General features: G+C 63.0%; 13 protein-coding genes, 1 other RNA gene and 1 riboswitch. Of the genes, 7 read left to right on the top strand and 7 right to left on the bottom strand.

What is annotated here, in order from left to right; translation table 11 throughout:
* Positions 1-21: 21 nt before the first annotated feature.
* Positions 22-588 carry an HdeD family acid-resistance protein gene (locus ACFOW6_RS00500; protein WP_382420045.1) on the bottom strand — a complete coding sequence of 189 codons (567 nt, stop codon included), beginning with the start codon at positions 586-588 and terminating at the stop codon, positions 22-24.
* Between the two features lie 92 nt (positions 589-680).
* Positions 681-2,255 carry a phospholipase D family protein gene (locus ACFOW6_RS00495; protein WP_382420043.1) on the bottom strand — a complete coding sequence of 525 codons (1,575 nt, stop codon included), beginning with the start codon at positions 2,253-2,255 and terminating at the stop codon, positions 681-683.
* A gap of 170 nt (positions 2,256-2,425) precedes the next feature.
* Between ACFOW6_RS00495 and ACFOW6_RS00490 the strand changes: the two genes are divergently transcribed.
* Entirely contained in the window at positions 2,426-3,307 is an 882-nt protein-coding gene (locus tag ACFOW6_RS00490; RefSeq protein WP_382420041.1) for an endonuclease/exonuclease/phosphatase family protein, read from the top strand.
* Positions 3,308-3,357: 50 nt separating this feature from the next.
* Here ACFOW6_RS00490 and ACFOW6_RS00485 read toward each other — a convergent pair whose 3' ends face one another.
* Entirely contained in the window at positions 3,358-4,617 is a 1,260-nt protein-coding gene (locus ACFOW6_RS00485; protein WP_382420039.1) for a pentapeptide repeat-containing protein, read from the bottom strand.
* Between the two features lie 281 nt (positions 4,618-4,898).
* Between ACFOW6_RS00485 and ACFOW6_RS00480 the strand changes: the two genes are divergently transcribed.
* Genes ACFOW6_RS00480 through pyk form a run of 3 tightly spaced genes read left to right on the top strand, consistent with a single transcriptional unit; the run spans position 4,899 to position 8,437 of the window.
* Positions 4,899-5,684, top strand: a complete 786-nt coding sequence (locus ACFOW6_RS00480) for a FadR/GntR family transcriptional regulator (protein WP_382420037.1) — start codon at positions 4,899-4,901, stop codon at positions 5,682-5,684.
* Between the two features lie 51 nt (positions 5,685-5,735).
* Positions 5,736-7,025 (top strand): glycerate kinase type-2 family protein, encoded by a 1,290-nt coding sequence (locus ACFOW6_RS00475; protein WP_382420035.1) that lies wholly within the window; start codon positions 5,736-5,738, stop codon positions 7,023-7,025.
* Complete coding sequence (gene pyk / locus ACFOW6_RS00470; protein WP_382420033.1) at positions 7,022-8,437, top strand: pyruvate kinase; 1,416 nt, start codon at positions 7,022-7,024, stop codon at positions 8,435-8,437. The genes ACFOW6_RS00475 and pyk overlap by 4 nt, the downstream gene beginning before the upstream one ends.
* 13 nt (positions 8,438-8,450) lie before the next feature.
* Here the strand turns inward: pyk and rarD are convergent, their stop codons facing one another.
* From rarD to ACFOW6_RS00455, 3 genes are all read right to left on the bottom strand, one after another.
* The gene (gene rarD / locus ACFOW6_RS00465; RefSeq protein ID WP_382420031.1) at positions 8,451-9,359 is read right to left on the bottom strand and encodes an EamA family transporter RarD; all 909 of its coding nucleotides are present in this window, start codon (positions 9,357-9,359) and stop codon (positions 8,451-8,453) included.
* A 2-nt stretch (positions 9,360-9,361) separates the two neighbouring features.
* Positions 9,362-10,576 carry an MFS transporter gene (locus ACFOW6_RS00460; protein ID WP_382420029.1) on the bottom strand — a complete coding sequence of 405 codons (1,215 nt, stop codon included), beginning with the start codon at positions 10,574-10,576 and terminating at the stop codon, positions 9,362-9,364.
* Positions 10,577-10,768: 192 nt separating this feature from the next.
* Positions 10,769-11,410, bottom strand: a complete 642-nt coding sequence (locus ACFOW6_RS00455; protein WP_382420028.1) for an RSP_7527 family protein — start codon at positions 11,408-11,410, stop codon at positions 10,769-10,771.
* 291 nt (positions 11,411-11,701) lie between these two features.
* Here ACFOW6_RS00455 and ACFOW6_RS00450 point away from each other — a divergent pair, with 291 nt between their 5' ends.
* On the top strand, positions 11,702-13,489 hold the full coding sequence (locus ACFOW6_RS00450; protein WP_382420026.1) for an aminopeptidase P family protein: 1,788 nt from the start codon (positions 11,702-11,704) through the stop codon (positions 13,487-13,489).
* Between the two features lie 10 nt (positions 13,490-13,499).
* Here the strand turns inward: ACFOW6_RS00450 and thyX are convergent, their stop codons facing one another.
* The gene (gene thyX, locus ACFOW6_RS00445; protein WP_382420024.1) at positions 13,500-14,468 is read right to left on the bottom strand and encodes an FAD-dependent thymidylate synthase; all 969 of its coding nucleotides are present in this window, start codon (positions 14,466-14,468) and stop codon (positions 13,500-13,502) included.
* Between the two features lie 135 nt (positions 14,469-14,603).
* Here thyX and ssrA point away from each other — a divergent pair.
* Both ssrA and ACFOW6_RS00435 read left to right on the top strand, forming a co-directional pair.
* Positions 14,604-14,976: a transfer-messenger RNA gene (gene ssrA / locus ACFOW6_RS00440) on the top strand.
* 69 nt (positions 14,977-15,045) lie between these two features.
* Positions 15,046-15,564, top strand: a complete 519-nt coding sequence (locus ACFOW6_RS00435) for an SspB family protein (RefSeq protein ID WP_382420022.1) — start codon at positions 15,046-15,048, stop codon at positions 15,562-15,564.
* Positions 15,565-15,625: 61 nt separating this feature from the next.
* Positions 15,626-15,827: riboswitch (cobalamin riboswitch) on the top strand.
* Positions 15,828-15,838: the final 11 nt, after the last annotated feature.

The raw sequence follows: 15,838 nt of genomic DNA, 5'->3' as shown, positions 1-15,838 counted from the left end.
GTCGGTCGACCGGGCATGTCGCTACTGTCCGGCCGCCTTTCGCGCCTCGAGGGCAGTGAAGGTGAGGGCAATGCCCGAGAAGAGCAGGTTGATCCCGACGAACAGGCCGAGAATCCACAGGGCATTCCCCGGCAGTCCGGAGACGATCAGCAGGCCGAGGACGATGTCCACGATCGCGCTGAACAGGATCCAGCCCCAGCTACCCGAGATGGTCCGTCTGTAATGCGGCATGGCGATCAGCTTGGCGACGCCCGTGGCCAGCAGGTAGGCTGCCAGGATGAGCGTCAGTGTCACCGTCCCGGCGATCGGGTCCCAGAGCAGGGCGATGCCGGCCAGCAGGAAGATGACGGCACCCAGCAGGTTCCACCAGAATCCCGGGCTGTCCGTTCCGCTGCGGAAAATTGAGATCAGGCCGATGAGGCCACTGATCAGCAGCAGCCAGCCGACCATCAGCTCAACTGCGATCGTGGTCACTCCCGGCACGACGATGGCAAAAGCCCCCAGAAGGACCAGAACGATGCCATAGATCATGACCCAGGTGCTGTACTTGCGCAGGGTCTGCGCATCCATGGAAAAGCCGCCGGACATGGTTTTCTCCGTATAAGGGGTGGTTATGAAAGCTTTACTCCTGGCCCGTGTCCCTGTCGCGATCAAAGTTGCGGGCCGCGGTCCCTCAGGGCTTATAGCTGGGACTCCACGGGCAGGATACCGATGACAGCGGCTGTCAGGCGGCGCCAGAAGCCGGCCTCCGGTGTGTGGTGGCACTCCTCCACGGCGCCCTCCCGGCCGTCCAGCCAGACAATCTCGTCCTCCTTCAGGGCCAGGGAATAGCTGTTTTCCGGGTCGCTTTGTTCGTCGAAGATATCGCGGACATCTTCCACCAACCGTCCATGACGGAAGATCACCCCCATCTCGGTGTTCAGGGAGACAGAGCGTGGATCGAAATTGAAAGAGCCGATGAAGCCGCTGTGCCCGTCCGTCGTGAAGGCCTTGGTGTGCAGCCGTGCAGAGCGCGAGCCGAACAGTGAGATGTTACGCCTGCCCGCCTGCGGCCGCAGCTCGAAGAGCTTCACCCCGGCCTCGAGCAGGGTTTTCCGGTAGTTGGCGTAAGCCCCATAGACCGCCGCCACATCGGTGGATGCCAGCGAATTGGTCAGGATCGAGACCTCCACCCCCTGCTGTGCCAGGCTGGCCAGCCGTTTGACTCCGGCTTCACCGGGAATGAAGTAGGGCGATGTAATCTGCAGCTCGCGTTCGGCGGCAATCATCATGGGAAAGATTGCGCGCGCGAGCCAGCTGTCGCGGCCCCTGGCCGCCGCCTTCTCGGGCGGGTCGGAAACCACCGTCACCTCCCTGGACCAATAGAGACGCTGTCGCCTGGACAGCATCCTTTCGGCATTGCGTTCCTGCGCTACGCGATGGAGGTAGGGTTGAGCCAGCCTGCTTTCGGCCAGCCGGTCCAGCTTTTTCCGAAACCTCGCAAGATTGCCCTTGTGGGATCGTTCCAGCGCAGCCACGGGCAGGACAGAGGTGCTGTTCCAGTAACTGTCGAAAATGGCTTCCGTCTGCTGCACCGCCTTGCCCAGCAGCAGCAGGTCCATGTCCCTGAAGTTCACCCCCTCGGAGGCATCGAAATAGGCATCGCCTATGTTGCGCCCGCCGACGATGGCAAGGCGTCCGTCGGCAATCCAGGCCTTGTTGTGCATGCGGCGCGTCGTGCTGAAGATTCGCAGCAGCATTTCCACTCCCCGCCGCAGGGCGTTGGCGCGGGCGCGGCAGGGGTTGAACAGGCGCACCTCGATGTTGGGGTGACTGTCGAGCGCCAGGTAGTTCTGGTGGTTCCCGCTCGTATTGATGTCGTCGATCAAAAGCCGTACGCGTACGCCACGATCAGCGGCTTCGACGATCTCGCGGGCGAGCAGGCCGCCTGTCAGATCGTCGCGCCAGTAGTAGTACTGCATGTCCAGGCTGCGTCCCGCGCTCTTTGCGGCATGGGCGCGGGCGGCGAAGGCCTGGAGGTTGCCGGGCATCAGCATCAGGCCACTTTGGTCCGGATGATCCTCTACTCTGGGTGCGATGCTGCGATCCAGTTCCGTTCCCGTATCCTCGGTTTCCAGGGCATGAGAGGGTTTGCCCCGGACGCGCTCCGCGAACCGGCCATAGGAATAGACGGCCAGGGTGGAGGCGAGAAGAAAGACCAGGATGACGCCGGAAAGGACGAACAGTACGTCCAGGGGTATGAAGAGGAAGTCCATCTGTCCGGAATGAGCCCTTGACGGCCCCTCTGGTGTCGAAGCGAAGCTGTAGCCCGCTTCTCCTACTTTATGGTATCAAGGTATTGCAATAACCATATCCGGCCGAGGATGTCCTTTAGAGACAACAGAATGCGACAGAAAAGATCCTTTCCACCAGACGGAAGAGGCAGATGGTGACGTCCCGGACCATGCGCCGGGTCAAGGAAACGGCCGTGGACAGCTTCAGGAATATCCGGCCGCAGGGGGCTTCGAGCTTCCTGAAGAAACGCCGCTCCTATGGCGAGGCGGATCCTGAAGGCGTAAGCGATGGCCTCCTGATCGCCTCCTACAATATCCACAAGTGCGTCGGCCTGGACGGTCAGTTCGACCCGGAGCGCACCATAGAGGTGATCCGGGAAATCGCCCCGGACGTGATTGCCCTGCAGGAAGTCGACCAGCGTTTTGGAAAGCGTAACGGACTGCTGGATCCTGACAGGCTGAGAACGGAAACCGGCCTTGTGCCCGTCGTGTCCTCGCTTCCCGGCAACAGTCTGGGCTGGCACGGCAATGTCGTGTTGTCACGCGAGGGTGTGACGGTGGAGGCGGAACGGATCCTGCTTCCCGGGGTAGAGCCGCGCGGGGCCCTGGTCGTGGACCTGGAGCTTGCCTCGGGACCCCTGCGCATTATCGCCGCCCATCTGGGCCTGTTGCGCCGTTGTCGTGCCCTTCAGATCCGCAAGCTGATGCAGGCTGCGAAGCCCGCCGACGAACGGCCGGTCCTGCTGATGGGCGATCTCAATGAATGGCGGCTCGGTCAGCGCTCCGCACTGCGCGAGCTGGAGCCTGTCTTTGGCCCGTTGGACGCTGCCGTGCCCAGTTTCCCGGCCAGCTATCCCCTTTGGGCCCTGGATCGAGTCCTGGCCAGCCCGCAATCCCTGATTTCCAGCCTCGAGGTCCATGACACCCCCCTGGCACGGCTGGCATCCGACCATCTTCCGCTCAAGGCCGTGATTCGAACGGCTGTCGATCTCGATGCGGAACGCGAGGGCGATAGCCTCACTTCTGCCGCGTGAGACCTGTTTCTGCCGGCTTTTCTTTCACCAAGGGGTTTCGAGAGGGTCAGTCAGGCAACCCGCGAGGAAGTCTTCAGATCGCGGTCGAAAACCGCACCTTCGTATTGCCATCCGCGGGTTACTGCGCCTTCGAAGCGAACTTCGCAGAGGATCGCGTCACGCAAGTCGGTGCCGATAAGGCGGGTATGATAGTTTTCGATGACGCCCTTCTCGTTGTGCGGGGCGGGCGCGTCCATTATTCGGGCCGCGGTAAGGTCGGCACCCCGCAGAACCGCGTGGCTCAGGTTTGCCCCAGCCAGGCAGGCGTTGCGCAACGAAGCCCCGGTCATGTCGACCCCGCTGAGATCCGTCAGGACCAGCAAGGCATTGTTGAGGACCACGCCCTGGAGGTTGGAACCGCGCAGGATTGCGCCGCTCAGGTTGATTCCGGTCAGATCGCAGCGGGAAAGGTCGACTCCTTCGAGCAAGGCGCGCTCGCCGCGCTTGCCGCTGCTGTCGACCCAGCGGCCATGGGCCTGTATGGCCGTGATCATCGCCGCCAGGTCACTTGAGATGCGGCGCGACAGGGTGATCTGACGCATCTGCCCAGCAGTCAGCTTTACACCTTCCAGGGAGGTGCCGATCATGATGCTGCCATCCAGGACCGCGTTCTCGAAATCCGCGTCCTGAAGCTGCGCGCCGCTCAGGTCGCTTCGGCGCAGCCGTGCATTTCGCAGGCGGGCATTGCAGAGGTCTACGTTGCGCAGGTTGCAATCGTTGAGCTCGCTGTCGTTCAGGTCGGCATTGCGCAGATTGGCTGCTGCCAGGTTGCTTTTCGCGAAGGATGTCCCGGCCAGGCGTGCATTCTCCAGGTTGGCGCGGACCAGGTTGGCGTGGCGGATCACGGTGCGGCCACTCCTGCGAGGGCCTGTGCTGCCTGTCTCTGTGGCATGACCAGCGGCTTCGGGCCATCCTGGTGGCTGGAAATTCGCTGCCCTCAGGTCGCAGCCGGTCAGCCGGCTGCCGGAAAGCGCGGCACCGCAAAGGAAGGTTCCGCGCAAGCGGGCCCCGGTCAGATCGGCCTCGCTGAGGTCAGCACCGCTCAGGTCGGCATCCGAAAGATCGCAGCCGATCAGGCGCGCGCCCTTCAGGCAGGCCCCCGAAAGCCGCGCATGGCTAAGCCGGCTGCCACTCAGGTCCAGCCCGGAAAGATCCATAGAGCAAAGGTCGGCCCGCCTGCCGCCGGGATGACCAGTCAGCCAGCGCTCATGGCTGGAACAGACCCTGATCAGTTCCACAGCTGACAGCGGCCTACCTGGCGCTGCTGACATCGTCAACTCCGAGTTTGGTTAACTCATGCGGCTACTTGCGCAATGCAGCTATTTTTCTACAGGGTTTATTACCGCCCCGTTAAAGCTAGAATTGCATCTATCCGTGGCGGAAATGGGACGCAGAAATGGGTGTAGTGGAGTTCTTTGGTGGTAGGACCAAGGCGACCCCTGCTTGGAAGGCAGAGTCCGCTATCGCTTGACGCCACGGCGCCCTGCGGGGCAGTCTCGAAAGATCACGGCTGTCCTGGCCTGTGACGCTCCAATCGCAGCTTAGCCCTTTGATGTTTTCTTCGAAAATAACACCGCTTTCCGACCGGGATGATCGCTTTCAGGAGATTCATCGTGAACGCGTCTCGGAGCGGGTGGCCCAGGAACTGACCCGTCTGATCGTCAACGGCAAGCTGGCACCTGGCGAACGCCTGCCGGGCGAGCGCCAACTTGCCGACAGGATGGGCGTAAGCCGTGTCTCCGTGCGGGCCGCCCTGCAGCAATTGAAGGCACGGGGGTTCCTGTCCGCCGTTCAGGGTGGGGGAACACGTGTGGTGGGGATGGCCGAGGAGCTGGATTCCGGCCTGATCAGCCTGCTCCAGGCCGACCAGCGCAACCTGAACGACCTGGCCGAGATGCGGGCACATCTCGAAGTCTGGGCGGCCCGTCGGGCGGCGCAGAATGCCAGCGAGAATCAGGTGCGCGAGATCGAGGAGGCCTATCGCAGCATGGCCGATAGTGCCCGTGCGCCGCGCCACAAGGCCGAGGACGACCTGCACTTTCATCTGGCGATTGCCCGGGCAAGCGGCAGTGCGGTCTATCAGCACCTGATGTCGGTACTGGGGGATACGCTGGAGAAGATGTTCTCCTTCCATCGCTATGCTCTCTATGCCACTCCGGAGGACGATGCCCGCTTCCTCGACCATCACCGTCGCATTGCTGAGGCCATTCGTGCGCGTGACCAGGATGCGGCCGCGAACGCCATGGCCGAACACCTGGACAGTATCCTGCGTCGCTATCGGCAAGCCTCCGGCGAGGACCCGGAAGTCGACAGGGCAGCCGTCGGTAGACAGGCATAGGGCCCAGGAAAAGCCGGTGCCACCGGGCAGGAGCGTGTGATTGGAGATGCCATGACCCTTCGTGAAAGCCGCAATTTCCTTCACGCCCTGTTCCAGGCGGCGGTGGCGGCCGCCGATCCCCTGAAGGTCCTGCCACCGGCACTGCCGGAGCGGCCGCGTGGGGGGCGCTGTGTCGTGGTCGGTGCGGGCAAGGCGGCGGCGTCCATGGCGCAGGCCCTGGAAAGAGCTTGGGGCGAAGACCTGGAAGGGCTTGTGATCACTCGCTACGACCATGGCGCCCCCTGTCGTTCAATCGAGGTGGTCGAGGCCTCTCACCCCGTACCCGACGAAGCCGGGCAGACTGCCGCGCGCCGGATCCTGGACCTGGCGGAAGGCCTGGGCGAAGGGGATACCCTGGTCTGCCTGATTTCAGGGGGCGGATCCGCGCTGCTTTCCTTGCCGGCCGAGGGGATCACCCTCGAGGACAAGCGGGCGGTGAACAAGGCGCTGCTGCGCTCGGGTGCGGATATCACCGAGATGAACTGCGTGCGCAAGCATCTCTCGGCCATCAAAGGCGGGCGCCTGGCCGCCGCCGCTGCGCCCGCTCGCGTGTTGACCTTCGCGATTTCGGACGTGCCCGGCGATGATCCCGGAGTCATTGCCTCGGGGCCGACCGTCGCGGACCCGACCACCTATGGCCAGGCGATGGATATCCTGAAGAAGTATCGTATCGAGATGCCGGAGGCCGTGCGCAGGCGCTTCGAAGCAGCTGTGGAGGAGACGCCCAAGCCGGCGGATCCGCGCCTCGCCGGATCCAGCTATCACATGATCGCGACTCCCCAGGATGCCCTGGAGGCCGCCGCAGACAAGGCGCGCGCCTCGGGGGTCACACCCATGATCCTGGGCAATGCCATCGAGGGGGAGGCGCGGGAACTGGGACGCGTGCTTTCCGGAATCGCGCGTCAGGTGCGCGACCATGGCCAGCCGCTGGCGGCTCCCTGTGTCCTGCTGTCGGGGGGTGAGACGACCGTGACCGTGCGGGGCCAGGGGCGAGGAGGCCGCAATCTGGAATTCCTGCTCTCGCTCATGGTCGACCTGGAGGCGCTGCCCGGCGTCTTTGCGCTGGCCTGCGATACCGATGGCCTGGACGGCACCGAGGACAATGCCGGCGCCCTGGTCGACCCCGGCAGCCTGCAGCGGGCAAAGGAATTGGGTTTGACGCCGGTGCGCCTGCTGGAGGACAACAATGGCTATGAATGTTTTTCGGCCCTGGGTGATCTGATCATGACGGGGCCGACACGAACCAATGTGAATGATTTCAGGGCGGTTTTGATTCTTCCGGAGGGACAGGTCTTTACATGAGACGTGCACGCAACGCCAAGATCGTAGCCACACTGGGGCCGGCGAGCACCGATCCCGATGTGATTGGCAAGCTATTCGAGGCGGGGGCCGATGTCTTCCGTCTGAATTTCAGTCATGGCGCGCACGAGGACCATCGCGAACGCTACAATATCCTGCGTCAGCTGGAGAAGCGGAGCGGACGACCCATTGCCATCCTGCAGGATCTGCAAGGGCCCAAACTGCGCGTCGGTCGTTTCGAGGACAATGGAGTCCGGTTGGAGCGCGGGCAGGCCTTTCGCTTGGACCTGGACGATACGCCGGGAAACGGGCAGCGGGTTTGCTTGCCGCATCCGGAGGTCTTCTCAGCCCTGGAAGAGGAAACCATCATCCTGCTCGATGATGGCAAGCTGCGCCTTCAGGTGAAGCGTGCCGGGAACGGCTATGCGGAGACGGAAGTCGTGACCGGGGGTATTTTGAGCGAGCGCAAGGGCGTGAACGTGCCTGGCGTCGTCATGCCGATCTCGCCATTGACGGAGAAGGATCGCGCTGATCTCGACTTCGGCATGGAACTGGGGGTGGACTGGGTCGCGCTATCCTTCGTCCAGCGCCCGGAAGACGTGGCAGAATTGCGCCGCCTGGTGGCGGGTCGGGCGGCCATCATGTCCAAGATCGAAAAACCTGCAGCCCTTGACTGCCTGGACCAGCTTGTCGAACTCTCCGACGGCATCATGGTGGCACGAGGCGATCTCGGCGTCGAGTTGGCGCCGGAGGATGTCCCCGGGTGGCAGAAGGAGATCATCCATGCCTGTCGCCTGGCCGGAAAGCCGGTGGTCGTGGCGACTCAGATGCTCGATTCCATGGTCGATTCACCGGCACCGACACGCGCCGAAGCCTCCGACGTGGCCACGGCGATTTATGACGGATCTGATGCGGTGATGCTGTCGGCGGAATCCGCAGCAGGGCACTACCCGGTCGAGTCGGTGGAAATGATGGATCGCATCATCAAGCACACCGAACAGCACTCGACCTATCGTCCGATCATCGAGGCGCTGCATCCAGAGACCGAACCCAATGCGGCTGATGCCATTTCCGCGGCCGCCGCGCAGGTGGCCCAGAATATCTCATCGGCGGCGATCGTAACCTATACCACCAGTGGCTCGACAGCGCTGCGCGCCGCTCGGCGTCGGCCCACCGCGCCCCTTCTTCTGCTGACCTCGCGGCTGGAGACGGCGCGGCGCCTGGTCCTGCTGTGGGGTGCCCATTCGGTGCATACTGCCGATGTCAAAAACTTTCAGGAAATGGTGCAGAAGGCCACGCGCATGGCCGTGCAAGAGGAATTTGCCAGGCAAGGCGACAAGCTGGTGGTGACCGCCGGTGTACCCTTCGGGACCCCCGGGGCCACGAACGTGCTGCGCATCGCCTGGGTGGAATAGCGCACGGCCTGTGTCAGGTCAGTGCGGCCCGGTTGCGCTGACGCCGGGCGTAGAGGCTTTCACCGCTGTAGATCAGGAGGCCGCACCAGATCAGTCCGAAGGTGATGAAGTGCGTCTGGGTGAAGGTTTCGCCGAACAGGAAGATGGCCAGCAGGAAGTGACAGCTGGGTGCCAGGTACTGCAGGAACCCCACGGTGGACAATCTGAGGCGCCGGGCCGCGCTGGTGAAGAACAGCAACGGCAGGGCGGTTACCGGCCCGGCCAGGATCAGCAGCAGGTTCGTCGTCAGGTTGCTGTGCAGGAAGTGGCCCGTCCCCTGCCAGTCGAGATGCAGCAGGAAGATCAGCGCGATCGGCGAGATCAGCAGGGTTTCCAGGAACAGACCTTCAAAGGACTCCAGGGTGGCCTTCTTGCGAACCAGCCCGTAAAAGCCGAAGGAGAAGGCCAGCGCGAGCGAGATCCAGGGCAGGCCCGCAACCTCAAGGGTCATCACGCCAATGCCGGCGAAAGCGAGCCCGACGCTGATCCAGCGCCAGAGGCTGAGCTTCTCGCCCAGGAAAATCAGGCCCAGGAAGACGGAGACCAGGGGGTTGATGAAATACCCGAGCGAGGTCTCCAGCACACGGTCGATGTTGACGGCATAGATGAAGGTAATCCAGTTGATGGAGATCAGCACCGTCGAGCAGGCCAGCAGCATCAGCGTGCGTTTCTCGCGGAGCGCGGAAAGGATACGCGGCCAACTGCGCACCAGCGTGACCAGGATCGCCAGCAGGGCCACGCACCAGACCACGCGGTGGGCCATGACCTCGAGCGTGCCCACATGTCCGACGGCCTTGAAGTAAAGGGGACCCGCCCCCCAGAGAAGGAAAGCCGTGACGCCGTAGGTGGCACCGACGGTGGCCTGTTGCCGCTCGTCCCGCATGCTTAGCCTTTGGTTGCCGCGGCACTCAGTCGTGCGACCGGCCGGTCGGCGATCGGCCAGTGGAGGGCGGCGGCAAAGAGCCCGAGCAGGATCGAGATGATCCAGACGGTCTCGTAACCCCCGGTATAGTCTACGCTGAGACCGCCGAACCAGGCGCCGAAGAAAGCGCCGACCTGATGACTGAACATGACGATGCCGAACAGGGTCGCCATGTAGCGCGGTCCGAAGATCTGACCCACGAGGCCACTGGTCAGCGGCACGGTCGATAGCCAGAGCAGGCCGAACGAGGCCGAGAAGAGCCAGACCACCGGCTCGGTCTTGGGGGCCAGCATGAACAGGCCGATAACGAGACTGCGTGCCAGGTAGATGCCGGAAAGCAGATACTTCTTGCGAAAACGTCCGCCGAGAGTACCTGCCGACATGCTGCCGATGATGTTGAAGAAGCCGATGATGCCAAGGGCCGTGGCACCGGTAAAGGCCGGCAGGTTACAGGACACGATGTAGCCTGGCAGGTGGGTGGCGATGAAAGCCACGTGGAACCCGCAGACGAAGAATCCGACCGTCAGGAGCAGGAAACCGTGGTGCTTGGAGGCTTCGCCGATCGCCGCCGACAGGCTCTGCGAATCGATACCTACCTGCTGCTCGGGCCGACCGGCGAGCGAAGCGGCACAGAACACCATGATGAACGCCAGGGCGGCCATGATCAGGAAGGTCATGCTGCCGCCAAAGGTGTTGATGGATGTCTGGCTGGCCGGGAGCAGGAGGAACTGCCCCGCCGAGCCGCCGGCCGAGGCGATGCCCAGCCAGGTGCTGCGCTTGTCTTCCGGGGCAACGCGGGCTACGGCTGCCAGGACCAGGGGGAAGCCCGTGGCGGCCACAGCCAGACCCACCAGCAATCCTCCGCCCAGGTGAACCATCAGCGGCGAATCCGCAAAGGCCAGCATGGCCAGCCCCGCACTGTACAGAACACCCCCGCCGACGAGGCAGCGGCCGGTACCGTAGCGATCGGCGAGCATGCCGACGAAGGGCGTCGCTGCTCCCCAGAGCAGGTTCTGGAATGCGATGGACAGCGAAATGCCGGAAATCGAGGTGCCCGTTGTCAGGTGCAGATGTTCGATGAACAACCCGAAGGTCTGGCGAAGACCCATGCTCAAGCTCAGAACAAGGGCAGCCGCAATCAGCGCTACGAGCGGGTCTCGCCACCAGGTTTGTCGCATGCTGCCGTCCTCTGCTTGTCCGCCACCGCCTCGGTGCTTGCACCGTGGGAGCTGTTTCACGCCCGAGAGATTACCTCATTCACTATTCCAGGCCACAGCCCATGCAGTCATGGCTGCCATGCAGAGCGCAAAAAAGAAACGGCGACCAAAGCCGCCGTTTCTTTTGAAGAACAGACCAGTCCGAACAGGAGGTCAGGCTGCCTTGGCATTCTCGACCGGCTGGTTCGCGGCTGGCTGCAGCGCGCGGGTCAAATCCGTGCGAAGCTTCTCTTCGACAATCGGGGTCCTGGCATTGGCAGCGGCGTCTGCCTGGGCCGCAGTCCGGTTGGCCTCGCGCTCGCTGATGATCCGCTCGATTGCCGCATCGATATTGTCGTGCGGGTTGATGCCGATGTCCTGCAGCATGCGGGCATCGAGCTCGGAAATGCGGCGACGCGTCTGCTGACGCATGCGGGCCTGGGCAAGCTTTTCGCGCAGGGTGGAGAAGAAACCCTTCGCCCCGGTCTCGGTGGCCTGGCTTCCGGTCTGGGTCAGTTCGCGCGCGACGCTGTCGATTTCGGAACGGGTGATTCCGATGTCTGCCAAGCTGCGATCGCTCAGCTGGCTGAGTTCACGATAGGTCCGCGCATAGAGCGTCTGACGTGTGATATAGGTGCCCAGTTGGTTCAGGCGGAGCGTCCGGCGCAGTCCACGTGCGGCCTTCGCGATCATGTCGGCGGTGGCCTGGGCGCGCAGGCGATGGGCCTGCTCGACGATCTGCTGAACGTTCATCGGCTGGGAGAGAACCTTTGCTCTGTTCAGTTCCGCCAGTTCAACTTCCGTTAGCCGTGTCATCTTTTTTTACCTTTCAGATTTCTGCATTGCACAATTTCGGGCGTGGGGTCGCAAATGGCCCGAAACGCTTTTGTCATCGCCCTTACAAGTAGAGAGGTATGCCTGTTGGCATCGACTTAACAGCAGACTTTTTGCACCGCAGCAATGCTTTGCGGGCATGCCTTGTGTCCCGCTCATAGCTGCCTGTGTACAACGCATGGCAGAAGCGTCGAAGACCGTGGGAGCCAGAGGATGGGACAGTCATACAGGATAGCGATTTAACCGCCTGCTTTCTTGTTCTAGCCTTGCGGAATGACAGAGCACAGCAAGCAGAGATCACGACTCGCCGCACTCAGGGCCGAACTGCGGCTCAGGGGTCTGGACGGCTTCATCATTCCCCGCTCCGACGAGTACCAGGGGGAGTATGTCCCCCCCTCAGCGGAACGTCTGGCCTGGTTGACCGGGTTCACGGGGTCCGCCGGCTTTGCGGTGGTCCTCGCGGAAGCGGCGGCAATCTTCGTGGATGGCCGCTATACCTTGCAGGTTCGCAACGAGTGCGACGGTGATAGCTGGACCTTTCGGCACGTCACGGAAGAGCCGCGCCGCTCCTGGTTGGCCGAGCACCTGCCGGAGGGTGGACAGCTCGGCTATGACCCCTGGCTGCACAGCCAGAGGGAAGTCGAAACCCTGAAGGACGAATGCGCACGAGTCGGCGGCGATGCGGCGGCCTGCCCGGACAATCCCCTGGACAGCATCTGGAGCGATCGGCCAGATCCTCCCGCCAGCACCGTGGAGACGCATCCACTGGCCTTTGCGGGTGAAAGCTCGGAGAGCAAGCGCCAACGCGTGTCGCAGGTGCTGCAGGACAATCAGCAGGATGCCGTTGTCCTGACCCGCAGCGATTCCATAGCCTGGCTGCTGAATATCCGGGGCACGGACGTTCCCCACTGCCCGCTGGCACTGTCCTTCGCCATTCTTCATTCCGATGCCCGGGTGGACTGGTTCATCAATGCCCGCCGTGTTCCGGACGAAGTGGCCGCGCTTCTGGGGGAAGCCGTACGCCTCCACCCCGCCGATAGCTTCGCGGCAGCCCTGGGGGAGCTGGGGAGCAAGTGCGTCCGCCTCGAGCCGGAAAGCGCCGTGGCGTGGATCTTCGATCGCCTGCGCGGCGCCGAAGCGGAGATCCGAACAGGAGCCGATCCCTGTCAGCTGCCCAAGGCGGCCAAGAACGAGACTGAGGTCGCCGGGACACGCGCGGCCCACCTGCGCGATGGAGCGGCGCTCTGCCGCTTTCTCTATTGGTTGGACGGAGCTGCTGCCAGGGAGAACTTGACGGAGCTTGAGGCATCGCAGCGGCTGCTGGAGTTCCGGCGCGAGGGACAGTATTTCCGCGACACCTCCTTCGAGACGATCTCTGGATCGGGGCCCAACGGGGCAATCGTGCATTACCGGGTCACGGAAGACAGCAATCGCACCCTCAAGTCCGGCGAACTCTATCTGGTCGATTCCGGGGGGCAGTACCTGGACGGGACGACAGACGTCACACGCACGATCGCCATCGGGACGCCGACGCAGGACATGCGGGAGAACTATACGCGCGTCCTGAAGGGGCACATTGCCGTGGCGACGGTACGTTTCCCTCAGGGGACCAGTGGCGGACAACTGGACGTCCTGGCGCGCCGGCCGCTGTGGGAGGTGGGGCGAGACTTCGATCACGGGACCGGCCACGGCGTGGGCAGCTATCTGAATGTCCACGAAGGACCGCAGCGCATTGCCAAGCGACCTGACTCCGTTGCCCTGCAGCCCGGCATGATCCTGTCCAACGAGCCCGGCTACTACAGGACGAACGCCTACGGCATCCGCATCGAGAACCTGGTGGTGGTGCAGCGTGCCTCAGAGGAGGGGGAGCGGCCGATGCTGGGATTCGAGACCCTGACCCTGGCGCCCCTGGATCGACGGTTGATCGAGGAGAGCCTACTGAGTCGGGAGGAACGGGACTGGGTGGATGCCTATCACGCCCGCGTCCTGCGCGAGATCGCTCCGCAGGTCGATGAAGGAACGCGCGGCTGGCTGGAGGAGGCAACGCGGCCTCTCGGGTGAAGGCCGGCGCTCACCGCCCCAGGCTGGCCATCAGTTCGCGCCATTCGCGGGGCGACAGGCCGCTGGTTTCCTGGGTGACCTGTTCGCCGTCCAGCATGCGGCGCAGGATATCGAGGCCCTGCTTCGAGATATGCGTGCCGCCCATGACGTAGTCGGTGAACGCTTCATAGGCCAAGGGTGTCCAGCGCTTCACGGTGTCCAGCATGACCTCGGCATAGGCACGGATTTCGTACTGGGCATGCGGATCCGCGCGCAGGGACAGGAAGTGCAGGAGGTTGTGCAGGTCCACCTTCCAGTACCATTGGGTATAGAAGTTGACCGGCAGGTTCATGCGCGCCAGTTCGCGCGCCAGACCCTGCCGGTTTTCATCGAGGGGCTCGCCGTCTTCGGTCTCGTTCAGGATCTTCTCGTAGTCGGCGTAGGCCTTGCGGGAGTCCTGCTTCAGAATTTCCAGCACCTCGGCGGCTTCCTCACCCTCCAGCACGTCGCCGCGGCCCTGGCGGTTGCTGCTCGACTGGGCGGCCAGATGCTCCGGTGCCGGAATGTAGAACTCCCTGTCCATGACGGAATAGCGCCCGGAGTACTCGTTCACGTTGGCCGTGCGATGGCGGATCCACTGACGCGCCACGAAGATCGGCAACTTCACGTGGTACTTGATCTCACACATCTCGAAAGGCGTGGTATGACGGTGACGCATGAGATAGCGGATCAGGCCGCGATCCTCGCTGACCTTGCGCGTTCCCCGGCCGTAGGAGACGCGCGCCGCCTGCACGATGGCGGCATCGTCGCCCATGTAGTCGATGACCCGCACGAACCCGTGATCGAGAACGGGCAGTGGCTGGAAGAGAATCTCTTCCAGGTCTTCGGAGATGCTGCGCCGCGTTTCGCTCGTACGGGCGCGGGCTTCCTCGATGGCGCGGCTCTGGTCTTCGTCCAGCAGGGGGCCTGCCTGTGGCGCCGAGTGTGCTTTGTCGGGCATGGGCTGAACTAAGTCTCTGGGCTGATTTGGTGAATCCGGAGTCGCTTTTCGCGGGTGCCGGGATCATAACGCAGTCCCCCGGAAAATCCCATGGCGAGTTCCGGCAAAAGAGATTCCGGGTAAATCCCGCAAGGTGCTCTTTTGTTGAGAGAAGAAAAGGCCTATATAGATGTATGCCGGGCAACCGGCTATGGCGCTAAACGGCCATGTGGAATAAGCGCAGTGGACCCGGGGGCAGTACCCGGCGCCTCCACCAATTCAAGCCACCCGCAGCCAGATGCGCGGGTGGCCTTATGGGGGCGAAACAGGATCGACACGCGTGGTAAAGATATGGTCGGCGCCCGGCATGGTACCGCCGTTATCGGGCCATCATAATAGTTGCCAACGACAACTATGCTGAGGCTCGCCTCGCCGCGTAATCTGCGGTCGGGCGAACCGACTTAAAGTCCTGGGCAATCAGCCGCTCAGGCGGGGTTTGGGGCGCACCTGGCAACAGAAGCGCCCCGCTTTCAAGCGCCTGCGCTTCACGTCCCGGCGGGAATGACGACAGCAATGACCAGGGGAGGTCGCTCGACCCATGAGCGATGAAATATTACGCTACGATCTGATGGTGGAAAACGCATTGCGCGGCGTGGTTCGTGCCGCGCTTCAGGAGGCGACCACCGAAGGGCTTCCGGGCGAGCATCATTTTTATATCACCTTCCTGACGGAACACGAGGGCGTGCAGATCCCCGATCGCCTGAAGGATCGCTATCCGGAAGAGATGACGATCGTGCTGCAGCACCGCTTCTGGGACCTCGAGGTCGGGGAGGACAAATTCTCCGTTACCCTGACCTTCAACGAGATCCCCGAGAACCTGATCATCCCCTACGAGGCCGTGACGGCCTTTGCCGATCCCAGCGTGCGATTCGGGCTGCAGTTTGGCAACGCCATCGAAAGCGATGAAGAAATCGAGATGAACAATCCCCTGGACGAGGATATGCCCCAGCAGGCACCTGTCCAGGACGAGCAGGGCCAGGCGGCCCAATCCGACGAGCCGGGTGAAAGCGCCGGCGAGAAGGTCGTTACGCTGGATCAGTTCCGGAAGAAGAACTGAAGTCGACCAGGCGACCTTCGCTCTGATCCGAAGAAATAGCTGGATCGGGCAGTGCGAATCCCCTACAAGCCCAAGTGACGGTTCCCATTCGGGATCAAAAGGGAACGCGGTGCGGGTGTCTATTCATCCAAGTCCGCGGCTGCCCCCGCAACTGTAAGCGGCGAGTGCTTCGTCGATACGCCACTGGACTCTCGGGGTCCGGGAAGGTGACGAAACAACCATGACCCGCAAGCCAGGAGACCTGCCGTCAGTCGTGGTCACACGCGAGCACACC

The organism is Fodinicurvata halophila (assembly GCF_042651425.1).
Lineage (GTDB): Bacteria > Pseudomonadota > Alphaproteobacteria > Kiloniellales > DSM-21159 > Fodinicurvata > Fodinicurvata halophila.
The sequence above is the reverse complement of the archived record's forward strand: the minus strand, read 5'-3'. Positions and strand labels throughout refer to the sequence as shown.